Here is a 17,021-nt window from a genome sequence, read left to right as displayed (position 1 = left end):
ACGGCGCGACGGCGTATCGCTTTCGCCGTCGCCATTCACCGCGGTTGCGTCGAGCGCGGCCCGCCTTCTATTGCGCCGCCGGAACCGTCGGCAGCATCACCGTCACGACCAACCCGCCGCCCGCCGCATCGGTCAGCGTCACGCTGCCCTGATGCACACGCGCGATCTCCCGCACGATCGACAGCCCGAGCCCCGTGCCTTCGACCGTCTGCGTCTTGCTGCCGCGATGGAAGCGCTCGAACACCGCGTCGCGCTCGGCTGCCGGAATGCCCGGCCCGTTGTCGATCACGTCGAGCCGCGCATGTTCGCCGTCGCGCGACACGCGCACCGTGATCACCGCACGGTCGCCCGAATAACGGATCGCGTTGTCGATCAGGTTGCCGATCATTTCGCCGAGCAGATCCGGCTGACCATGTACGTCGACGTCGGCCTCGTGCTCGAAGCCGAGATCGATGTCGCGCGCCCGCGCCACCGGCGACCAGTCGAGCGTCACGCTGCGCGCCAGCCGATGCAACGCGACCGGCTGGTGCGCGACCGCATGGCCGCTGTCCGAATCGAGCCGCGACAGCGACAGCAGCTGCTGGACGATCTTCGCGGCCTGGCGCACCGCACCGTTCACACGCCGCAAATGCACGTTCACGCGCGGCTGCTCGTCCGGCCGCAAGGCCAGTTCGACGCCGGCCTGCACGGCGGCGAGCGGCGTCTTCAGCTGATGCGCCGCGTCCGCGAAGAAGCGCCGCCGCGCGACCTGCATCCGCTGCGTGCGGCCGATGTACTGGTTGATCGACTCGACGAGCGGCGCGAGCTCGCTCGGCATGCCGCCGGTGTCGAGCGGCGTCGGATCGCCGTCGGTACGCGCGGCGACCTTCGCGGACAGCCGGTTCAGCGGCCGCAGCCCGCGCCCGACGCCGAGCCATACGATCCCGAGCGCGAGCACGACGAGCAAGCCTTCCTGCAGCAGCGAGCCCATCAGGATTTCGCGCGCGAGCGCCTGGCGCCCCTCGATCGTTTCGCCGACCATCACCCATACGATGCGCGTCTGCGCAGTCGGCACGTCGTGCACCGGCACGCGCAACGCGGCCATGCGCAACTGTTCGCCGCGATAGACGACGTTGTAGTAGCGCGTGACGAACAGCGCGCCGTCGCCCGGCGGCAGCGGCAGGTCCGGATAGCCGGTGATCGTGTGGCCGTTGTCCTCGCGGATCAGGTAATAGATCTTGCCGCCGTCGCCCGACTCGAACATCTCGAGCGCGAGATACGGCAGGTCGACCTCGATCTCACCGTCGTTGAGCCGCACGCCTTCGCGGATCGACTTCAGCGACGACGACAGCGTGCGGTCGAACGCGACGTGCGCGGCGCTCATCGCGCGCTGGTACGTGAGCCACGAGTCGAGCGCGAGCAGCCCGAGCAGCGGCAGCAGCAGCCACAGCGCGACTTGCGTGCGCAGGTTCGGACGGCGGATCATCATGTCCGCCACCGGGCCGCCCCAAGCGCGGCATGCGCCCCCTCGGCGGGCAGCGGACGTGTCGATCCGGAATAGCGCTTCAGCGCATACGCCGGTCCCGTGCAAGGCCGGTGAGCGTGCGGTTGGTTCATCCGGCGGCCTTCGCTTCGAGCAGATACCCGAGCCCCCGCAGCGTGACGATCGCGACGCCGGTGTTTTCCAGCTTCTTGCGCAGCCGGTACACGTAGATCTCGATCGCGTCCGCGTTGACCGACTCGTCGAGCCCGAAGATCTTCTCCGACAGCGTCTCCTTGTTGATTGCGCGCCCGTTGCGCAGGATCAGCACCTCCAGCACCGAGCGCTCGCGCGGCGTGAGCGGCAACGCTTCGCCAGCGAGGTGGAAGCTGCGATCGATACTGTCATACGAAAGCGGCCCGCATACGACCCGCGAATGCTCGTGACCGAGGCTGCGCCGGATCAGCGCGCGGGCGCGCGCCTCCAGCTCGGTCAGTTCGAACGGTTTCGCGAGATAGTCGTCGGCCCCGAGATCGAGCCCCTTCACGCGGTCCTCGACCGAGCCGTGCGCGGTCAGGATCAGCACCGGCACCGGATTGCGGCGCGCGCGCAACCGTCGCAGCACCTCGAGCCCGTCGAGCTTCGGCAGCCCGAGATCGAGGATCACCAGCGCGTAGTCCTGGGTGCGCAGCACGTGATCCGCCGCCTCCCCGTCCGCCATGTGATCGACCGCGAAACGCGCGGCGCTCAGCGCGTCGTTCAGCGACTGCGCCAGGTTCGGGTTGTCTTCGACGAGCAGCACACGCATGGGGACCTCGGGAAATCCATGACACAAAGGACGCTATTGTGAACCGAAATGAAAGCAGGCTGAAAGTGCCTCGCAATTAACATCCGCGTCACTCGAACAACACACACGCATCACTGGAGGAAGACATGCCGTTTGCACCGAAGCAGCTCGCCGCCGCGCTGGCGATCGTCCTGGGCACCACCGCCGGCGCCGCCGTCGCGCAGGTTCCGGCCGGATATCCGGGTAACTACCAAGGCGTCGTCGACGCCGCGAAGAAGGAAGGCAAGCTGATCGTCTACTCGACGACCGACACGGGCCTCGTGCGCCCGCTGATCAAGGACTTCGAAAGCCTGTACGGCGTGAAGGTCGAGTACAACGACATGAACAGCACCGAGCTGTACAACCGCTACATCAGCGAGAACGCGGCGAGCAGCACGAGCGCCGACGTGCTGTGGAGCTCGGCGATGGACCTGCAGGTCAAGCTCGTCAACGACGGCCTGATGACGTCGTACGATTCGCCCGAAAGCGCGAACGTGCCGCAATGGGCGCAATACCAGAAGCAGGCGTACGGCACGACGTTCGAGCCGCTCGCGATCGTCTATAACAAGCGGCTGATTCCCGAGAACGAGGTGCCGAAGACGCGCGCCGACCTGATCAAGCTGCTCACGTCGCAACCCGACAAATTCAAAGGCAAGCTGACGACGTACGACGTCGAGAAATCCGGCGTCGGCTTCAACGCGCTGACGCAGGACGCGCACCTGAACGAGAAGGTCACGTGGGAGCTCGTGAAGGCGATCGGCGCGACCGGTCCGAAGCTGCAGTCGAGCACCGGCGCGATGATGGAGCGCATCTCGTCGGGCGAGAACCTGATCGGCTACAACATCATCGGCTCGTATGCGTACGCGAAGGCGAAGAAGGACAAGTCGATCGGCTACGTATTCCCGAAGGACTACACACAAGTCGTGAGCCGCCTGGCCACGATCTCGAAGAAGGCGAAGAACCCGAACGCTGCGAAGCTGTGGGTCGACTACCTGCTGTCGAAGCGCGGCCAGACGCTGATCGCGAACCAGGCGAACCTGTACGCGATTCGCACGGACGTGACCGGCGAAACGTCGGTCGCGAGCCTCACGAAGGAACTCGGCGATTCGCTGAAGCCGATCCCGATCGGCACCGGCCTGCTCGTCTATCTGGACCAGTCGAAGCGGCTCGCATTCCTCAAACAATGGCAGCAGGCGATCAAGAGCTGATCCGCTGATCGGCTTCGGCCGACCGACGGCCGCCCGCCGCACGCCGCGCGGGCGGCCCCTTCCCCTTACCGACTTCCTAGAGGCGGCCATCCGGATGGCCGCAGGGGCGAACTCATGCTTTCAACCAGCACACGCGGGGCGGCGCCGGCCGTTCCGCCCACCACCGGCCCGGGCGGCGCGATCCCCGCGCTTCCGGCCAACGGCCTGCAGCCGCTCGCCGGCATGCTGCGCTGGCTCGTCGTCGCGGTGCTCACCGTCGCGGTCGCGCTGCCGCTCGGCTTCATCCTGTTCCAGAGCCTGCTGTCCGCGCCGTTCTTCGATGCGAACAAGACGCTCGGCATCGAAGGCTTCCGTTTCATCTTCACCGACCCGGACTTCTGGTCGGCCGTGAAGAACTCGTTCATCATCGCCGGCGGGATGCTGTTCATCTCGATCCCGCTCGGCGGCATTCTCGCGTTCCTGATGGTTCGCACCAACCTGCCCGGCCGCCGCTGGCTCGAACCGCTCCTGCTCACGCCCGTGTTCGTGTCGCCGATGGTGCTCGCGTTCGGCTACGTGGTCGCGGCCGGCCCGGTCGGCTTCTACTCGGTGTGGTTCAAGGAACTGTTCGGGGTGCAGAACGTACCCTGGAACGTCTACTCGATCTTCGCGATCACGGTGATCGTCGGCCTCACGCACGTGCCGCACGTGTACCTGTACTCGTCGGCCGCGCTGCGCAACCTCGGTTCGGACGTCGAGGAAGCCGCGCGCGTGACGGGCGCGCGCCCGTTCCGCGTCGCGCTCGACGTGAGCCTGCCGATGACCATGCCCGCACTGCTGTTCGCCGGCGTGCTCGTGTTCTTCCTCGGCTTCGAGGTGTTCGGGCTGCCGCTCGTGCTCGGCGATCCGGAAGGCCACCTCGTGCTCGCGACCTACCTGTACAAACTGACCAACAAGCTCGGCGTGCCGTCGTATCACCTGATGGCCGCGGTCGCCGTGTGCATCGTCGCGATCACGTTCCCGCTCGTGCTGCTGCAGCGCCGTTTGCTGAAGACCGCGAACCGCTTCGTCACCGTGAAGGGCAAGGCCGGCCGCGCGACGGTGCTGCCGCTCGGCGTATGGCGCTGGGTCGCGCTCGCGATCGTCGCGCTGTGGCTGATGCTGACGGTGATCGTGCCGATTTCCGGCATCGTGCTGCGTGCATTCGTGACCAACTGGGGCGAAGGTGTCGCGCTCGCCGAAGTGCTGACGCTGTCGAACTTCATCGAGCTGTTCGAGCAGGACAACCTCGTGCGCGCGATCGTCAACACGCTCGGCATCGGCGTGATTGGCGGCGCGCTCGCGATCGGCTTCTACTCGCTCGTCGCGTTCGCCGGCCACCGCCGGCACGACTGGGCGACGAAACTGCTCGATTACCTCGTGCTGCTGCCGCGCGCGGTGCCCGGCCTGCTTGCCGGTCTCGCGTTTCTGTGGATCTTCCTGTTCGTCCCGGGCCTGCGCGAGCTGAAGAACTCGATGTGGAGCATCTGGATCGCGTACACGGTCGTGTGGCTCGCATACGGGATGCGGCTCATTCAAAGCGCGCTGCTGCAGGTCGGCCCCGAACTCGAGGAAGCCGGCCGCAGCGTCGGCGCGACGCGCAGCCGCGTGTCGCTCGACGTGACGCTGCCGCTCGTGCGTTTCGGCCTGCTCGCCGCGTGGCTCCTGATCTTCATGATCTTCGAGCGCGAATACTCGACCGCCGTCTACCTGCTGTCGCCCGGCACCGAAGTGATCGGCGCGCTGCTCGTGTCGCTGTGGGCGACCGGCGCCGTCGACCAGGTGGCCGCGCTCTCTGTCATCAACATCGCGATGGTCGGCGCCGGTCTCGGCGTGGCCCTGCGCTTCGGAGTGAAACTTCATGGATAAGCTCATCGTCGACGACCTGCATCTCAGCTACGGCGCCAACCCGATCCTCAAGGGCGTGTCGTTCGAACTGAAGGCCGGCGAAGTCGTGTGCCTGCTCGGCGCATCGGGCAGCGGCAAGACCACGCTGCTGCGCGCGGTGGCCGGCCTCGAACAGCCGTCCGACGGGCGCATCCAGCTCGACGACCGCGTGTTCTTCGACGGCGCGCGGCATGTCGACCTGCCGGTCGAACAGCGTTCGCTCGGCCTCGTGTTCCAGTCGTACGCGCTGTGGCCGCACCGCACCGTGGCCGACAACGTCGGCTACGGGCTCAAGCTGCGCCGCGTCGCGCCGGCCGAACAGAAGCTCCGCGTGCAGACCGCGCTCGATCAGCTCGGCCTCGGCCATCTCGCCGAACGCTTTCCGCATCAGTTGTCGGGCGGCCAGCAGCAGCGTGTCGCAATCGCACGCGCGCTCGTCTACAACCCGCCCGTGATCCTGCTCGACGAGCCGCTGTCGAACCTCGACGCGAAGCTGCGCGAGGAAGCGCGTGCGTGGCTGCGCGAGCTGATCGTGTCGCTCGGGCTATCGGCGCTCTGCGTGACGCACGACCAGACCGAAGCGATGGCGATGTCCGACCGCATCCTGCTGCTGCGCAACGGCCGCATCGAACAGGAAGGCACGCCGGCCGAGCTGTATGGCGCGCCGCGCTCGCTGTACACGGCCGAGTTCATGGGCAGCAACAACCGCATCGACGCACGCGTCGCGGCCGTCGACGGCGAACGCGTGACGCTCGCCGGCGACGGCTGGGAACTGCAGGCGCTGGCCCGCGACACGTTCGCACCGGGCCAGGACGCACAGGCCGTGATCCGTCTCGAACGCGTGCAGGTCGCCGACGGCCCTGGGGCGAACCGGCTGCAGGCCGATCTCGTCACGTCGATGTATCTCGGCGATCGCTGGGAATACCTGTTCCATTGCGGCGAGATGCGCCTGCGCGCGTTCGGCCACGTGCCGCGCGCGGCCGGCAAGCACTGGATCGAATTCCCGACCAACGACTGCTGGGCGTTCGCGAAAGCGGGCTGACCCGGGCGCGGCGTGCTCTGTGCGCCGCGCACGTCGAGCAAGGCAATGACAGACCGTCCGGCGAACGCTTTCCGGCGTTGGCCTCGACCGCGTCACACCCGTTTTACCCAACCCACAATAAATCAGGAGACACCGTCAATGAAATTTCGCGCAGCAGTCCTCACCAGCTCGGCCGCCGCGGCCTGCATCGCCGCCCCCGTCGTGCACGCGCAGTCGTCGGTCACGATGTACGGGATCATGGATGCCGGCATCGAATACACTAACCATGCGGCGCCGGAGGGCGGCAGTTCCGTCAAGCTGAAGTCGGGCAACAAGAATACGTCGCGCTGGGGCCTGCGCGGCGTCGAGGATCTCGGTGGCGGGCTGAAGGCCGTGTTCCGCCTCGAAAGCGGAATCGATCTCGCGAACGGTGCGTTCGACGATGGCCCCGACTCGATCTTCGCGCGTCGCGCGACGGTCGGCCTGAAAGGCAAATGGGGCGAGCTGACGCTCGGCCGCAACTACACCGTCACGTACGACTACATGCTGCCGTTCGATCCGATGGGTTACGCGCAGAACTACTCGTGGGCAACATCGTCGATGGCGACGGGCGGCCGCAAGGACGGCATGTTCACGCGCTCGTCGAACGCGGTGCGCTACGACGGCGAATTCAGCGGCGTGAAGTTCGGCGCGATGTACGGCTTCGGCAACGTGCCGGGCAGCGTGAAGACCAGCTCGAAATACGACTTCGCGCTCGGCTACGAGACCGGCCCGTTCGCGGCGGTGCTCACGTTCGACCGACAGAACGGCGCGGCCGACAGCGTCACGCCGGCCGATACCGTCAACTACATCCAGGGCATTCACGCGGGCTTGAGCTACGACTTCGGCGACCTGAAGACGATGGCCGGCTATCGCAACTACAAGCGCACGTTTCGCACTGCGGCGGCGAACCAGCTGAGCGACACGTACTGGGTCGGCGGATCGTACCAGTTCACGCCGACGTTCTCGCTGATCGCGGCCGTCTATCACCAGAACGTCAAGGGTGGCAGCGATGCCGATCCGACGTTGGTGTCGGTGCGCGCGAATTACGCGCTGTCGAAGCGCACGGTGCTGTACGCGGCCGGTGCGTTCGCGATCGCGAAGCATGACCAGAAGGTCGGCGTGTCGCGCGATTTCGCCGGGTATGGCACCACGCAGGTCGGCGTGACGGCGGGGATTCAGCAGCGGTTCTGAGTCCTGTTCTGAGTCCTGGCTTGACGACAGGCGGCGGCACGCGCCGCCTGCCCGCCTCCATGCGATGCGGTCATTGGCACTCGCTCGCCATCGTGCGCCGAGCCTAATGCGCAGCACGACGTCGTACACGCACGGATCACTGTCTGCTACGGCAACATGGCCTTGAATCGATCAAACCGAGTAGGCGGCAGCCTGATCTCTCCCTCACTATCAACGGCGGTATCAAAGATCAGGGATTTCTTGGTCCATACCAAACGAACAGAATCGGGGGCCGCCTCGTTCAATACGTCCCATCCCCCTTCTTCGCCGCCTCCCCACCGTTCCCCTTGAACCGCGCCGCCAGTCGCTCCGCACTCCGCGCCAGCAGCGTCGTATCGACTCCCACCGCGACAAACAGCGCACCCGCTTCGAGATACCGCCGCGCCGCCGCCTCGTCCGCGCTGAGAATGCCCGGCGCCTTCCCTGCCGCCTTGATCGCCCCGATCGCGCCGTCGATCGCCGTCTGCACGTCCGGATGCCCGGGATTGCCGAGATGTCCGAGGTCGGCCGCCAGATCCGCCGGCCCGATGAACACGCCATCGACGCCATCGACCCGCGCAATCGCGTCGATCGCATCGAGCCCGGCGCGCGTCTCGACCTGCACGAGCACGGCCATCTCGTCGTTCGCGCGATGCAGGTAGTCGCCAACGCGATTCCAGCGCGACGCGCGCGCGAGCGCACTGCCGACCCCGCGAATCCCATGCGGCGGATAACGCGTCGCGGCCACCGCCGCGCGTGCTTCACCGGCGCTCTGCACCATCGGCACGAGCAGCGTCTGCGCGCCGAGATCGAGCACCTGCTTGACGATCACGGGATCGTTCCACGGCACGCGCACGACCGGATGCGTCGGATACGGCGCGATCGCCTGCAACTGCGCGAGGATCGTCGGCACCGTGTTCGGCGCATGTTCACCGTCGATCAGCAGCCAGTCGAAACCGGCGCCCGCGACGACTTCGGCGCTGTACGGATTCGCGAGCCCGAGCCACAGTCCGACCTGCGCATCGCCGCGCGCGAGCGCGGCCTTGAAGACATTCGACGGAATCTGCATCGTTCGCTCACCTCACTCGAAATGACACTGGATCGTCCCGAGCGGACCGTAGTCGACGCTGAACGTATCGCCCGAACGTGCCGCGCACGGCCGCGTAAATGAACCGCCGAGCACGATCTGCCCCGGTTCCAGCGCGACGTCGAAGCGCGACAGCCGGTTGGCGAGCCACGCGACGCCATTGGCCGGATGGTTCAACACGCCAGCCGCGACGCCCGTTTCCTCGACCACGCCGTTGCGCGACATGATCGCCGCGACCCAGCGCAGGTCGACGTCCTGCGGCCGCACCGGCCGCCCGCCGATCACGACGCCCGCGTTCGCTGCGTTGTCGGCGATCGTGTCGAACACCTTGCGCGGCCGCTTCGTATCGGGGTCGATCGACTGGCTGCGCGCATCGATGATCTCGAGCGCGGGCACCACATAGTCGACCGCGTCGTACACGTCGAAGATCGTGCAGCTCGGGCCCGTGAGCCGCTTGCCGAGCACGAACGCGAGTTCGACTTCCACGCGCGGCACGATGAAGCGGCCGGTCGGAATCGTGCCGCCGTCGTCGAAGAACATGTCGTCGAGCAGCGCACCGTAATCGGGTTCGTCGATTTGCGACGTGTTCTGCATCGCCTTCGACGTGAGGCCGATCTTGTGCCCTTTCAGCGTGCGGCCTTCCGCGAGCTTGAGGGTCACCCACGCGCGCTGGATCGCGTACGCGTCGTCGATCGTGATGTCCGGATGGTCGAGCGAGATCTGGCGGATCTGCTTGCGCTCTCGCTCGGCGTCGTGCAGACGCCGCGCGAGCTGGTCGATGATGGCGGGTTCGAGCATGGTCGGATCGGGAATGGTGTTCAGCCGGCCCGCTTGTAGCGGGCGTGAATGTTGTTGTGCTTGTACGAACCGCTTTCGCTGAACTCGGTCAGCTCCATCGACAACGCAAGATAGCGTTTCGCGTACAGCTCGGCGAAATGTGCCTTGATCGCGTCGAACAACGCGTCGCACGCAGCTTTTTTGGTTTCGTCGCTGCGGCCCGAACCGATCTTCAGCGTCACGTGGACGAACGCGTCGTCCCCGGTGCCGTCGGCGATGCAGTAGTCCTGCAGCTCGATCGCGCGCGAGCGGATGCCGCCCGTCGGAAACACGCCGTCCTGCGCGATCAGCGTCGCGTTGATCGTGCGCAGCAGCGCGGGAATGCGCGCGTCGTCACGAATGTTCGCGGTGTACTCGACGACGATGTGTGGCATGGCAACGCTCCGGATAGGTGATGCGACGCTCAGGCGAGCGGGAAGATCGCGTTGATCTGCCCGGTGCCCGAGCTCGCGAAATAGTCGGTGACGATCTCGACGGGCTTGTCGTAGCGATCCCAGCCGAGCAGGCCGAGCAGCATCGCCGTGTCGTGCATGCCGCCTTCGCCGTGGCAATGCGTGTTGTACTCCGGCAGCATCGCGCAGAAGGTCTTGAAGTCGCCCTGCTTCCACAGCTCGACCACGCGCAGGTCGACCTGCCTGAAGAATTCGCGGCTGATCTGGTGAATCGATTCCTCGGGACTGCCGTTGTCGTTGAAGCGGTGCGACAGCGAACCGCTCGCGAGGAACGCGACGTTCGAATCGCTCTTTTCAATGGCCTCCAGCAGCGCCTCGCCGAAACGCCGGCTTTCGTCGAGCGTGTGCCACATGCACCAGCCCGCGATCGACACGACCTTGAAGTGCTGGTCGCCGTTCATGTAGCGCATCGGCACGAGCGTGCCGTATTCGAGTTCGAGGCTGTCGATCTCGTGCGCGCGCGTCGCGATGCCGCGCGCACTGGCCGCCCCGGCGATCAGGCGGCCGAGCACCGGGTTGCCCGGATACGCGTACGCCATGTCGCGGATGAAATGCGGCAGTTCGTTGCTGGTATATGTGCCTGCGAACCGCGCATTGCAGTTCACGTGATAGCCGGCGTTGACGAGCCAGTGCACGTCCGACACGACGATCGTGTCGACGCCGAGCGCGCGGCAGCGCTCGCCGATCAACTGATGGCCGCGGATCGCCGCTTCGCGGCAGCCATGATGCCTGCCGGGCAACTCCGACAGGTACATCGACGGCACGTGCGTGATCTTCGCGGCGAGGGACAGTTTTCCCATCGTTAAGTCTCCGTATCGTTCTGGCGTTCTGACGGCGTTCTTGCGGCGAAACAATCCGCGCCCGTTACACGCCCCAACGGGGAATGTGATGCGAACCCATCGAGATGCATACGTTCTTGATTTCCGCGAACACCTCGAAGCTGTATTCGCCGCCCTCGCGCCCGGTGCCCGACTCCTTCACGCCGCCGAACGGCTGGCGCAAGTCGCGCACGTTCTGGCTGTTCACGAACACCATCCCGGCCTCGATGCCGCGCGCGAGGCGATGCACCTTGCCGACGTCCTGCGTCCAGATATACGACGCGAGCCCGTAGGACGTGTCGTTCGCGAGCCGCAGCCCTTCTTCCTCGTCCTCGAACGGGATCAGGCACGCGACCGGCCCGAAGATTTCCTCTTGTGCGATGCGCATCCGGTTGTCGACGTCCGCGAACACGGTCGGGCGCACGAAGTTGCCGTTGCGCAGATGGTCGGCGAGACCGGCCGGCTTGTCCGCGCCGCCTGCCACCACGCGCGCGCCTTCCTGCTCACCGATCCGGATATAGCCCGTCACCTTCTCCCAGTGCTGGCGCGTGATCATTGCGCCGAGCTGCGTCGCGGGATCGGTCGGGTCGCCGACCACCAGGTTGTTCGCGCGGCGCGCGAATTCCTGCACGAAGCGATCGTAGATCGTGCGCTGCACGAAGATCCGCGAGCCCGCGGTACACCGCTCGCCGTTGATCGAGAAGATCGTGAACAGCGACGCGTCGAGCGCGCGGTCGAAATCGGCATCGTCGAAAATCAGCACCGGCGACTTGCCGCCCAGCTCCATTGAATACTTCTTCAGGCCCGCGCGCTCCATGATCCGCTTGCCCGTGACCGTGCCGCCCGTAAACGACACCGCGCGCACATCCGGATGGCGCACCAGCGCGTCGCCGGCGGTCGCGCCGTAGCCCTGCACGACGTTCAGCACACCCGGCGGAATGCCGGCCTCGAGCGCGAGCCGGCCGAGCTGGTCGGCCGTCAGCGGCGACAGCTCCGACATCTTCAGCACGGCCGTGTTGCCGAGCGCGAGACACGGCGCCGTCTTCCACGTCGCGGTCATGAACGGCACGTTCCACGGCGACACCAGCGCGCACACGCCGACCGGCTGGTACAGCGTGTAGTTCAGCATCTGGTCGTCGACCGGATACGTGCGGCCGTTCATCTGCACGCACACTTCAGCGAAGAAGTTGAAGTTCTCGGACGCGCGCGGAATCAGCTGCTTGCTCGTCTGTGCGATCGGCAGGCCGGTGTCCTGCGTCTCGAGCGCGGCGAGCATCGGCACGTTCTTCTCGATCAGTTCGCCGAGCTTGCGCATCAGCTTCGCGCGCTCCTTGGCCGGTGTGTTCGCCCATTTCGGGAACGCTTCCTTCGCCGCGCGCACGGCCGCGTCGACTTCGGCCTCGCCGGCGGACGCGACGTCGGTGATCACGTCGCCCGTCGCGGGGTTCAGCGTCGTGAACGTCTCTCGGCTTTCGACTTCGCGGCCGTCGATCCAGTGCTTGATGGTCATGTGCTCTCCTTGGGCGACGGGCTCAGCCGGCGCGATAGTAGTCTGCTTCGCCGACGATCGTGTTCACGAGCCGGCCGATCCCTTCGATTTCGGTCACCACCTCGTCGCCCGGCTTCGTGTCGGCCAGCCCTTCCGGCGTGCCGGTCAGGATCAGGTCGCCCGGCGAGAGCGTCATGAAACTGCTGATGTGCTCGATCAGCGCGGGTACGTCGAAGATCATGTCGCGCGTGCTGCCGCGCTGCGTCTCCCGGCCGTTCACCGTCGTGCGCAGCATGAGGCCGCCCGCATCGCCGATCTCCTCGCGGCTGACGAACCACGGCCCGAGCGGCGTGCAGGTGTCGCGGTTCTTCACGCGCAGGTTCGGGCGGTAGTAGTTTTCGAGGTAATCGCGGATCGCATAGTCGTTTGCGACCGTGTAGCCGGCAACGTAGTCGATTGCCCGCGCCCGGCTCACGTTGCGCGCCGGGCGGCCGATCACGACGGCCAGCTCGCACTCGTAATGCATGTGCGTCGCGTCCGCCGGGCGCACGGTGTGCGACCGATGGCCGATGAACGTGTTCGGCCCCTTCAGGAAAATCAGCGGCTCGCTCGGTGCCTTGAACGCGAGTTCCTTCGCGTGGTCCGCGTAGTTGAGGCCGAGTGCGAAAGTCGTGCGCGGTGCGACGGGCGGCAGCCACGTCACCGCGTCCTCGGCAAGCACGCGCCCCGTGTCGAGACGGATCGCGCCGTCGCCGGCCGGTTCGGCCGCGTGCAGTGCGCCGTTGTAGATCACGCGCGCCGTCTTCATCGTGCTTCCTCCGCAATCAGCGTATGCCGCAACGTGCCGATGCCGGCGGCGTCAATCTCGACCGTGCTGCCCGCGCGGGCACGCGGTGCGCCACCCGCGACGCCGAGCAGCAGCACGTCACCCGCGTCGAACGACATGAACGCCGTCACGTCGGCGATCAGCTCGCGCACCGGGCGGATCAGCGTGGCGGTCGATGCGGACACCGCGGTGCGGCCGTCGATCCGTACCGTCAGGCCGATCGCGTCGATGTCACCAAGCGCAGTAGCCGGCACGATCGCCGGGCCGAGCGGGCAGAAGCCGTCGCGACATTTGAAGCGCACGGCCGGACGGTAGTAATCGGGATGCGGAACCGACACGTCGCTCGCGAGCGTGAAGCCATGCACGTAGTCGAGCGCCTGCGCGGCCGGCACGCGCGTCGCGCGCCGCGAGAACACGACGGCCACCGATGCGCCGATCTCCAGCGCATCGACGCCCGCCGGCACCACGACGGCCGCGCCGTCGGCTGCGTGCGTGTTGGCCGGTTTGATGTAAAGGATCGGTGCCTGCGGCGGACGGCCGTAAGGCGGCGCGTGCACGGCGTCGCCGAGCGCGTCGAGTGCGGCGCGCTCGTTGAGCAGCGCACCGTAGACGGTACCGATGGCGACCGGCAGCGGCGGCGCCGCGGCGGTCATGCAGGACAGCTCCATGCGTCATTCCCCTGCCGCGCATCGCGGCGCATCATCAATACTTAACATCTTAAGTAAACAATCGAATGCTCGCAACCTCGATTACCCTGATACGCGAAATTCATCACCATCGGCTGTTAAGATTGATGCGTCCCCGTCCTCTGCACCTCTACCCACCCCGATGAACCGTACGCTCGACCATCGCAACCTGGCCATGCTGCTGCTCGAGGCCCGCGAAACGCTGATGGGCCTGTTCCGCCCCATTCTCAAGGAATTCGCGCTGACCGAACAGCAATGGCGGATCATCCGCGTGCTCGACGGCGAGCCTGCGCACGCGCTCGAAGCGGGACAGATCGCGCGCCGCTGCTGCATCCTGAGCCCGAGTCTCACGGGCGTGCTGGAACGGATGGAGCGCGACGGCCTGATTACGCGCACGCGCGCGCAGGAAGATCAGCGCCGGCTGCTGGTGGGCCTGACGCCGCAAAGCAGGAAGTTGGTCACGGAAATCGGTCCGCGCATCGACGAGCAGTATCGTCAGCTTGAAGCGCGTTTCGGCCAGGACGGCCTGGACGACATCTACCGAGCGCTCGACCGGCTGATCGAACTCGGCAGCGCGTCGTAGGGCCTGCGGTCGCCGGACCGCCGCGAGCGGCGGCAAACCGGCCGCCGGGAATTGGCAGGCCCCGAATCGCGCGGGCTCTCAGTGCAGCGCGCCACGCATCAGTTCTGTCACCGCGACGCCGCGCGACGTGCGCATGCACTCCTCGACGTAATCGATGAACGGTAGCGGCTCGAAATCGATTTCGTCGCGCACGCGGCGGTTGTCGAACACGCGATCGACCATCGCGAACTCCGCGCAACGCTGCAACGCGCGGCCGATCACGCGTTCGAGCGCCGGATCGGACCGCCCGAGCACGTCGCGCACCACGAGCGGCAGTTCGGCCGGCGCACAGGCCACGTAGCGCGGCGCGCCCGTCATGCCGGCCGCCTCGTCCATCGCGCGCACGATCTGCGCGACCTGCGGCGCCTCTTCGCCGGCCGACACGTGGTACACGTCGTGCATCAGCGTCGGTTTCACGGCCAGCAGCATGGTCGCGCGCGCGACGTCGTCGACCGACACGATGTCGATGCGCGTCATCGGCCGCGCGGTAAAGCGCCGCGCCGCGTGCGCGACGCGGAACATCCAGAATGAATTCGGTGCGGGCCGCGTGCCGAGCACCGTGTGACCGACGACGTGCGACGGACGCACGACGACGAGCGGCAGCCCGAGCGCGCGCAGGCGCTGCTCCGTTTCCGCCTTCGCTTGCAGGTAGTCCGCCGCGAGCACCGCGCCGTGCAACCCGTCGCCGCCCTGCGCCGCGTCGCTCGCCGTCGCGCCCGCCGTCGCCTCGTACACGATCCCGCCGCGGCCCGCGTGCGCATAGGCGGTGCCGACGTACACGAAACGCTGCAATTGCGGCGCGTGCGCGAACCGTTCGGCAAAGCGCAGCGAATCGGCGATGTCGGCCTGCAGGTGCGAACCGTCGGCCGGCGACGCATGGCCCGCGCAATGGATCACGTGCGTCGCGCCGGCGAGACGCGACGCGTCGGTGCCCTGCCACACGTCGCCGAGCGCACCGACGACCACGTTCGCGTCGCCGAGACGCGATGCCCAGTACGGCGCGAGCCCCGCGCGCAACGCCGCTTCACGCAAACGCGCGACCGCGTGGCCGCGATTCTCCGCACGCACGACACACACGATGCGCTCGAGCAACCCGGCGTTGACGAGCGCCGTCAGCACGGTACTGCCGATGAAGCCGGTGGCGCCGGTAAGCACCAGCCGTCCGACGTTGGCCGCCGCGACCGGTGCGCTGGCCGGCGACACGAGGCTCGTGCGCCAGTTGAGCGACAACGCGGTTTTCCAGATCAGCACGATAGTCTCCTTCGAAGAATCGGCCGGACGGCGCGGCCGCCCCGGATCGCGGAGCGGCGCACGGCTGTCGGCCGGGGCCGGGGCCGACGCTCGCCCCGGCAATCCCGATCGGGCTGCGGCCCGCGATCGCGTCTCTGGCACGAGGCGGCGGCGGCCCGCCGCAAACAGGCGTCCACGGCGCAGGATCGGAATATCCAAGTGTGGGGCCTGATCGCCCGCAAGTCTGTCCTGAAAGTTTCGTGAAAGTGTGAGGATTTGTACGCGAATGTCGGAGTGTGTCGCGCCGGCCGGGCGATCAAATCGTCGAAACGTCCGGGCGGGCAGCATTCGGGATGCGTCAGCGGCCAGCCCGGCGATACGCGCGGAGCCCTCGTTTCGGCGCGACACTTCGACGCGGCCTCTCACGGGGTCATCGCATGTCCGGGACACGCCAGGGTCCGATCGCGGTGCGCGGATCACGCTGCGCTTGCGTTTGCACGCTCCGTCACGATCGCGGCGGATCGTCAGACATCGTTTCATCGGGAAACGCCTATAGGCGCAATTCGGATTTATTGCGGATTATCACTTGCGTTTCACGGCAGTCTATCTAGACTGGTCAAACCAAAACGGTCGAATGTGTCATTTTCTTCAGGAGACGATCCAATGCGCCTCACTATTCGGATTAATGGCAGCGAGTCGGCAACCCGTCACTCCTTCGCGGTGCTCTGGGTCGATACCGACGAGGGGCTGTGGTCACGCGAGGCTCACCAGGGGATCGATCTTCCGAGCTGGGGCAAGGTTCGGGACGTGGAAGGCGCAATGGCACTCTGCGCGGCCGACAGCGGGAAGGCCGTGTGCCAGTTGAAGGGGCTGTCGTTCAGTGCGACGCAGCGCGAACAAGGTCCCGCGGTGCTCGCCGGCGAGCACCCCGACGGTGCATGGCGTCTGCAAGCGGTCGATCGTTCCACTGCGGAGCCGGAATACCATGAATTTATTTCCGTCGCGCGATAGGTATTTTTGACGGCAATCCTCTGCGGTTTTCGGGTTTATTCCAGTTTCCGCGATATTCATTTCGATATTCACCAATAAGGCGCCTCTCTTCAAGGCGCCTTTTTATTTTCCGGTCCCTGAATTAATCGGGGCCGGGTTAATCGAACCGCGGCGACGGTAACGATCCGCCCCCTCCAATCCGGCTCCGTTGCGCCAGCACGTCAGGCGGCGCCGCCATTTCGCCCCGCCCCCACCTTTTCCCGACCGTCCCGGGCGGAAACGCCAATCTTTTACGGGGCCGAAACACACTTTCC

Annotated in this window: 16 protein-coding genes; 6 read left to right on the top strand and 10 right to left on the bottom strand. The window is 66.5% G+C overall.

Translation table 11 applies throughout. The features are described 5' to 3' along the window. Nucleotides 1-67: 67 nt before the first annotated feature. Together WS87_RS22185 and WS87_RS22180 are read right to left on the bottom strand one after the other, a co-directional pair. Nucleotides 68-1,465 (bottom strand): sensor histidine kinase, encoded by a 1,398-nt coding sequence (locus WS87_RS22185; RefSeq protein WP_175907321.1) that lies wholly within the window; start codon nucleotides 1,463-1,465, stop codon nucleotides 68-70. Between the two features lie 127 nt (nucleotides 1,466-1,592). Continuing rightward, a complete protein-coding gene (locus tag WS87_RS22180) occupies nucleotides 1,593-2,267 on the bottom strand; it encodes a response regulator (protein ID WP_059818990.1) in 675 nt (224 codons plus the stop codon). A gap of 125 nt (nucleotides 2,268-2,392) precedes the next feature. Here WS87_RS22180 and WS87_RS22175 point away from each other — a divergent pair, with 125 nt between their 5' ends. The 4 genes from WS87_RS22175 to WS87_RS22160 all read left to right on the top strand — a co-directional run bounded on the left by WS87_RS22175 (nucleotide 2,393) and on the right by WS87_RS22160 (nucleotide 7,652). Next, nucleotides 2,393-3,493 carry an ABC transporter substrate-binding protein gene (locus WS87_RS22175; protein ID WP_059818989.1) on the top strand — a complete coding sequence of 367 codons (1,101 nt, stop codon included), beginning with the start codon at nucleotides 2,393-2,395 and terminating at the stop codon, nucleotides 3,491-3,493. A 114-nt stretch (nucleotides 3,494-3,607) separates the two neighbouring features. Beyond that, entirely contained in the window at nucleotides 3,608-5,380 is a 1,773-nt protein-coding gene (locus tag WS87_RS22170) for an ABC transporter permease (RefSeq protein WP_059818988.1), read from the top strand. Then, entirely contained in the window at nucleotides 5,373-6,440 is a 1,068-nt protein-coding gene (locus WS87_RS22165; RefSeq protein WP_059818987.1) for an ABC transporter ATP-binding protein, read from the top strand. The genes WS87_RS22170 and WS87_RS22165 overlap by 8 nt, the downstream gene beginning before the upstream one ends. Before the next feature lie 138 nt (nucleotides 6,441-6,578). After that, entirely contained in the window at nucleotides 6,579-7,652 is a 1,074-nt protein-coding gene (locus WS87_RS22160) for a porin (protein ID WP_059818986.1), read from the top strand. A 280-nt stretch (nucleotides 7,653-7,932) separates the two neighbouring features. Here the strand turns inward: WS87_RS22160 and hpaI are convergent, their stop codons facing one another. The 7 genes from hpaI to WS87_RS22125 all read right to left on the bottom strand — a co-directional run bounded on the left by hpaI (nucleotide 7,933) and on the right by WS87_RS22125 (nucleotide 13,847). After that, nucleotides 7,933-8,739, bottom strand: coding sequence for a 4-hydroxy-2-oxoheptanedioate aldolase (gene hpaI / locus WS87_RS22155; RefSeq protein ID WP_059818985.1), 807 nt, complete (start codon nucleotides 8,737-8,739; stop codon nucleotides 7,933-7,935). Between the two features lie 12 nt (nucleotides 8,740-8,751). Then, nucleotides 8,752-9,555 carry a 2-oxo-hept-4-ene-1,7-dioate hydratase gene (hpaH, locus tag WS87_RS22150; protein WP_059818984.1) on the bottom strand — a complete coding sequence of 268 codons (804 nt, stop codon included), beginning with the start codon at nucleotides 9,553-9,555 and terminating at the stop codon, nucleotides 8,752-8,754. Nucleotides 9,556-9,575: 20 nt separating this feature from the next. Further along, nucleotides 9,576-9,968, bottom strand: a complete 393-nt coding sequence (locus WS87_RS22145; RefSeq protein ID WP_059818983.1) for a 5-carboxymethyl-2-hydroxymuconate Delta-isomerase — start codon at nucleotides 9,966-9,968, stop codon at nucleotides 9,576-9,578. A 29-nt stretch (nucleotides 9,969-9,997) separates the two neighbouring features. Next, the gene (gene hpaD, locus WS87_RS22140) at nucleotides 9,998-10,846 is read right to left on the bottom strand and encodes a 3,4-dihydroxyphenylacetate 2,3-dioxygenase (RefSeq protein ID WP_059818982.1); all 849 of its coding nucleotides are present in this window, start codon (nucleotides 10,844-10,846) and stop codon (nucleotides 9,998-10,000) included. Nucleotides 10,847-10,910: 64 nt separating this feature from the next. Then, the gene (gene hpaE, locus WS87_RS22135; RefSeq protein WP_059818981.1) at nucleotides 10,911-12,374 is read right to left on the bottom strand and encodes a 5-carboxymethyl-2-hydroxymuconate semialdehyde dehydrogenase; all 1,464 of its coding nucleotides are present in this window, start codon (nucleotides 12,372-12,374) and stop codon (nucleotides 10,911-10,913) included. A 22-nt stretch (nucleotides 12,375-12,396) separates the two neighbouring features. Beyond that, nucleotides 12,397-13,161 carry a fumarylacetoacetate hydrolase family protein gene (locus tag WS87_RS22130; RefSeq protein WP_059818980.1) on the bottom strand — a complete coding sequence of 255 codons (765 nt, stop codon included), beginning with the start codon at nucleotides 13,159-13,161 and terminating at the stop codon, nucleotides 12,397-12,399. Continuing rightward, nucleotides 13,158-13,847, bottom strand: a complete 690-nt coding sequence (locus WS87_RS22125) for a fumarylacetoacetate hydrolase family protein (protein ID WP_059818979.1) — start codon at nucleotides 13,845-13,847, stop codon at nucleotides 13,158-13,160. Before WS87_RS22125 ends, WS87_RS22130 begins: the two co-directional genes overlap by 4 nt. A gap of 160 nt (nucleotides 13,848-14,007) precedes the next feature. Between WS87_RS22125 and hpaR the strand changes: the two genes are divergently transcribed. Then, a complete protein-coding gene (gene hpaR, locus WS87_RS22120; RefSeq protein WP_059818978.1) occupies nucleotides 14,008-14,448 on the top strand; it encodes a homoprotocatechuate degradation operon regulator HpaR in 441 nt (146 codons plus the stop codon). A 78-nt stretch (nucleotides 14,449-14,526) separates the two neighbouring features. Here the strand turns inward: hpaR and WS87_RS22115 are convergent, their stop codons facing one another. Then, nucleotides 14,527-15,738 carry an SDR family oxidoreductase gene (locus WS87_RS22115; RefSeq protein WP_059818977.1) on the bottom strand — a complete coding sequence of 404 codons (1,212 nt, stop codon included), beginning with the start codon at nucleotides 15,736-15,738 and terminating at the stop codon, nucleotides 14,527-14,529. A 642-nt stretch (nucleotides 15,739-16,380) separates the two neighbouring features. Between WS87_RS22115 and WS87_RS22110 the strand changes: the two genes are divergently transcribed. Then, nucleotides 16,381-16,728 (top strand): DUF3564 family protein, encoded by a 348-nt coding sequence (locus WS87_RS22110; RefSeq protein WP_059525188.1) that lies wholly within the window; start codon nucleotides 16,381-16,383, stop codon nucleotides 16,726-16,728. Nucleotides 16,729-17,021: the final 293 nt, after the last annotated feature.

The sequence above is a fragment of the Burkholderia sp. MSMB0856 genome, assembly GCF_001524645.2.
GTDB lineage: Bacteria > Pseudomonadota > Gammaproteobacteria > Burkholderiales > Burkholderiaceae > Burkholderia > Burkholderia diffusa.
The sequence above is the reverse complement of the archived record's forward strand: the minus strand, read 5'-3'. Positions and strand labels throughout refer to the sequence as shown.

Bases quoted from the DNA above. Each gene is read 5' to 3' on its own strand.
- WS87_RS22185 (WP_175907321.1), bottom strand. From the start codon at position 1,465: ATGATCCGCCGTCCGAACCTGCGCACGCAAGTCGCGCTGTGGCTGCTG.
- WS87_RS22180 (WP_059818990.1), bottom strand. From the start codon at position 2,267: ATGCGTGTGCTGCTCGTCGAAGACAACCCGAACCTGGCGCAGTCGCTG.
- WS87_RS22175 (WP_059818989.1), top strand. From the start codon at position 2,393: ATGCCGTTTGCACCGAAGCAGCTCGCCGCCGCGCTGGCGATCGTCCTG.
- WS87_RS22170 (WP_059818988.1), top strand. From the start codon at position 3,608: ATGCTTTCAACCAGCACACGCGGGGCGGCGCCGGCCGTTCCGCCCACC.
- WS87_RS22165 (WP_059818987.1), top strand. From the start codon at position 5,373: ATGGATAAGCTCATCGTCGACGACCTGCATCTCAGCTACGGCGCCAAC.
- WS87_RS22160 (WP_059818986.1), top strand. From the start codon at position 6,579: ATGAAATTTCGCGCAGCAGTCCTCACCAGCTCGGCCGCCGCGGCCTGC.
- hpaI (WP_059818985.1), bottom strand. From the start codon at position 8,739: ATGCAGATTCCGTCGAATGTCTTCAAGGCCGCGCTCGCGCGCGGCGAT.
- hpaH (WP_059818984.1), bottom strand. From the start codon at position 9,555: ATGCTCGAACCCGCCATCATCGACCAGCTCGCGCGGCGTCTGCACGAC.
- WS87_RS22145 (WP_059818983.1), bottom strand. From the start codon at position 9,968: ATGCCACACATCGTCGTCGAGTACACCGCGAACATTCGTGACGACGCG.
- hpaD (WP_059818982.1), bottom strand. From the start codon at position 10,846: ATGGGAAAACTGTCCCTCGCCGCGAAGATCACGCACGTGCCGTCGATG.
- hpaE (WP_059818981.1), bottom strand. From the start codon at position 12,374: ATGACCATCAAGCACTGGATCGACGGCCGCGAAGTCGAAAGCCGAGAG.
- WS87_RS22130 (WP_059818980.1), bottom strand. From the start codon at position 13,161: ATGAAGACGGCGCGCGTGATCTACAACGGCGCACTGCACGCGGCCGAA.
- WS87_RS22125 (WP_059818979.1), bottom strand. From the start codon at position 13,847: ATGGAGCTGTCCTGCATGACCGCCGCGGCGCCGCCGCTGCCGGTCGCC.
- hpaR (WP_059818978.1), top strand. From the start codon at position 14,008: ATGAACCGTACGCTCGACCATCGCAACCTGGCCATGCTGCTGCTCGAG.
- WS87_RS22110 (WP_059525188.1), top strand. From the start codon at position 16,381: ATGCGCCTCACTATTCGGATTAATGGCAGCGAGTCGGCAACCCGTCAC.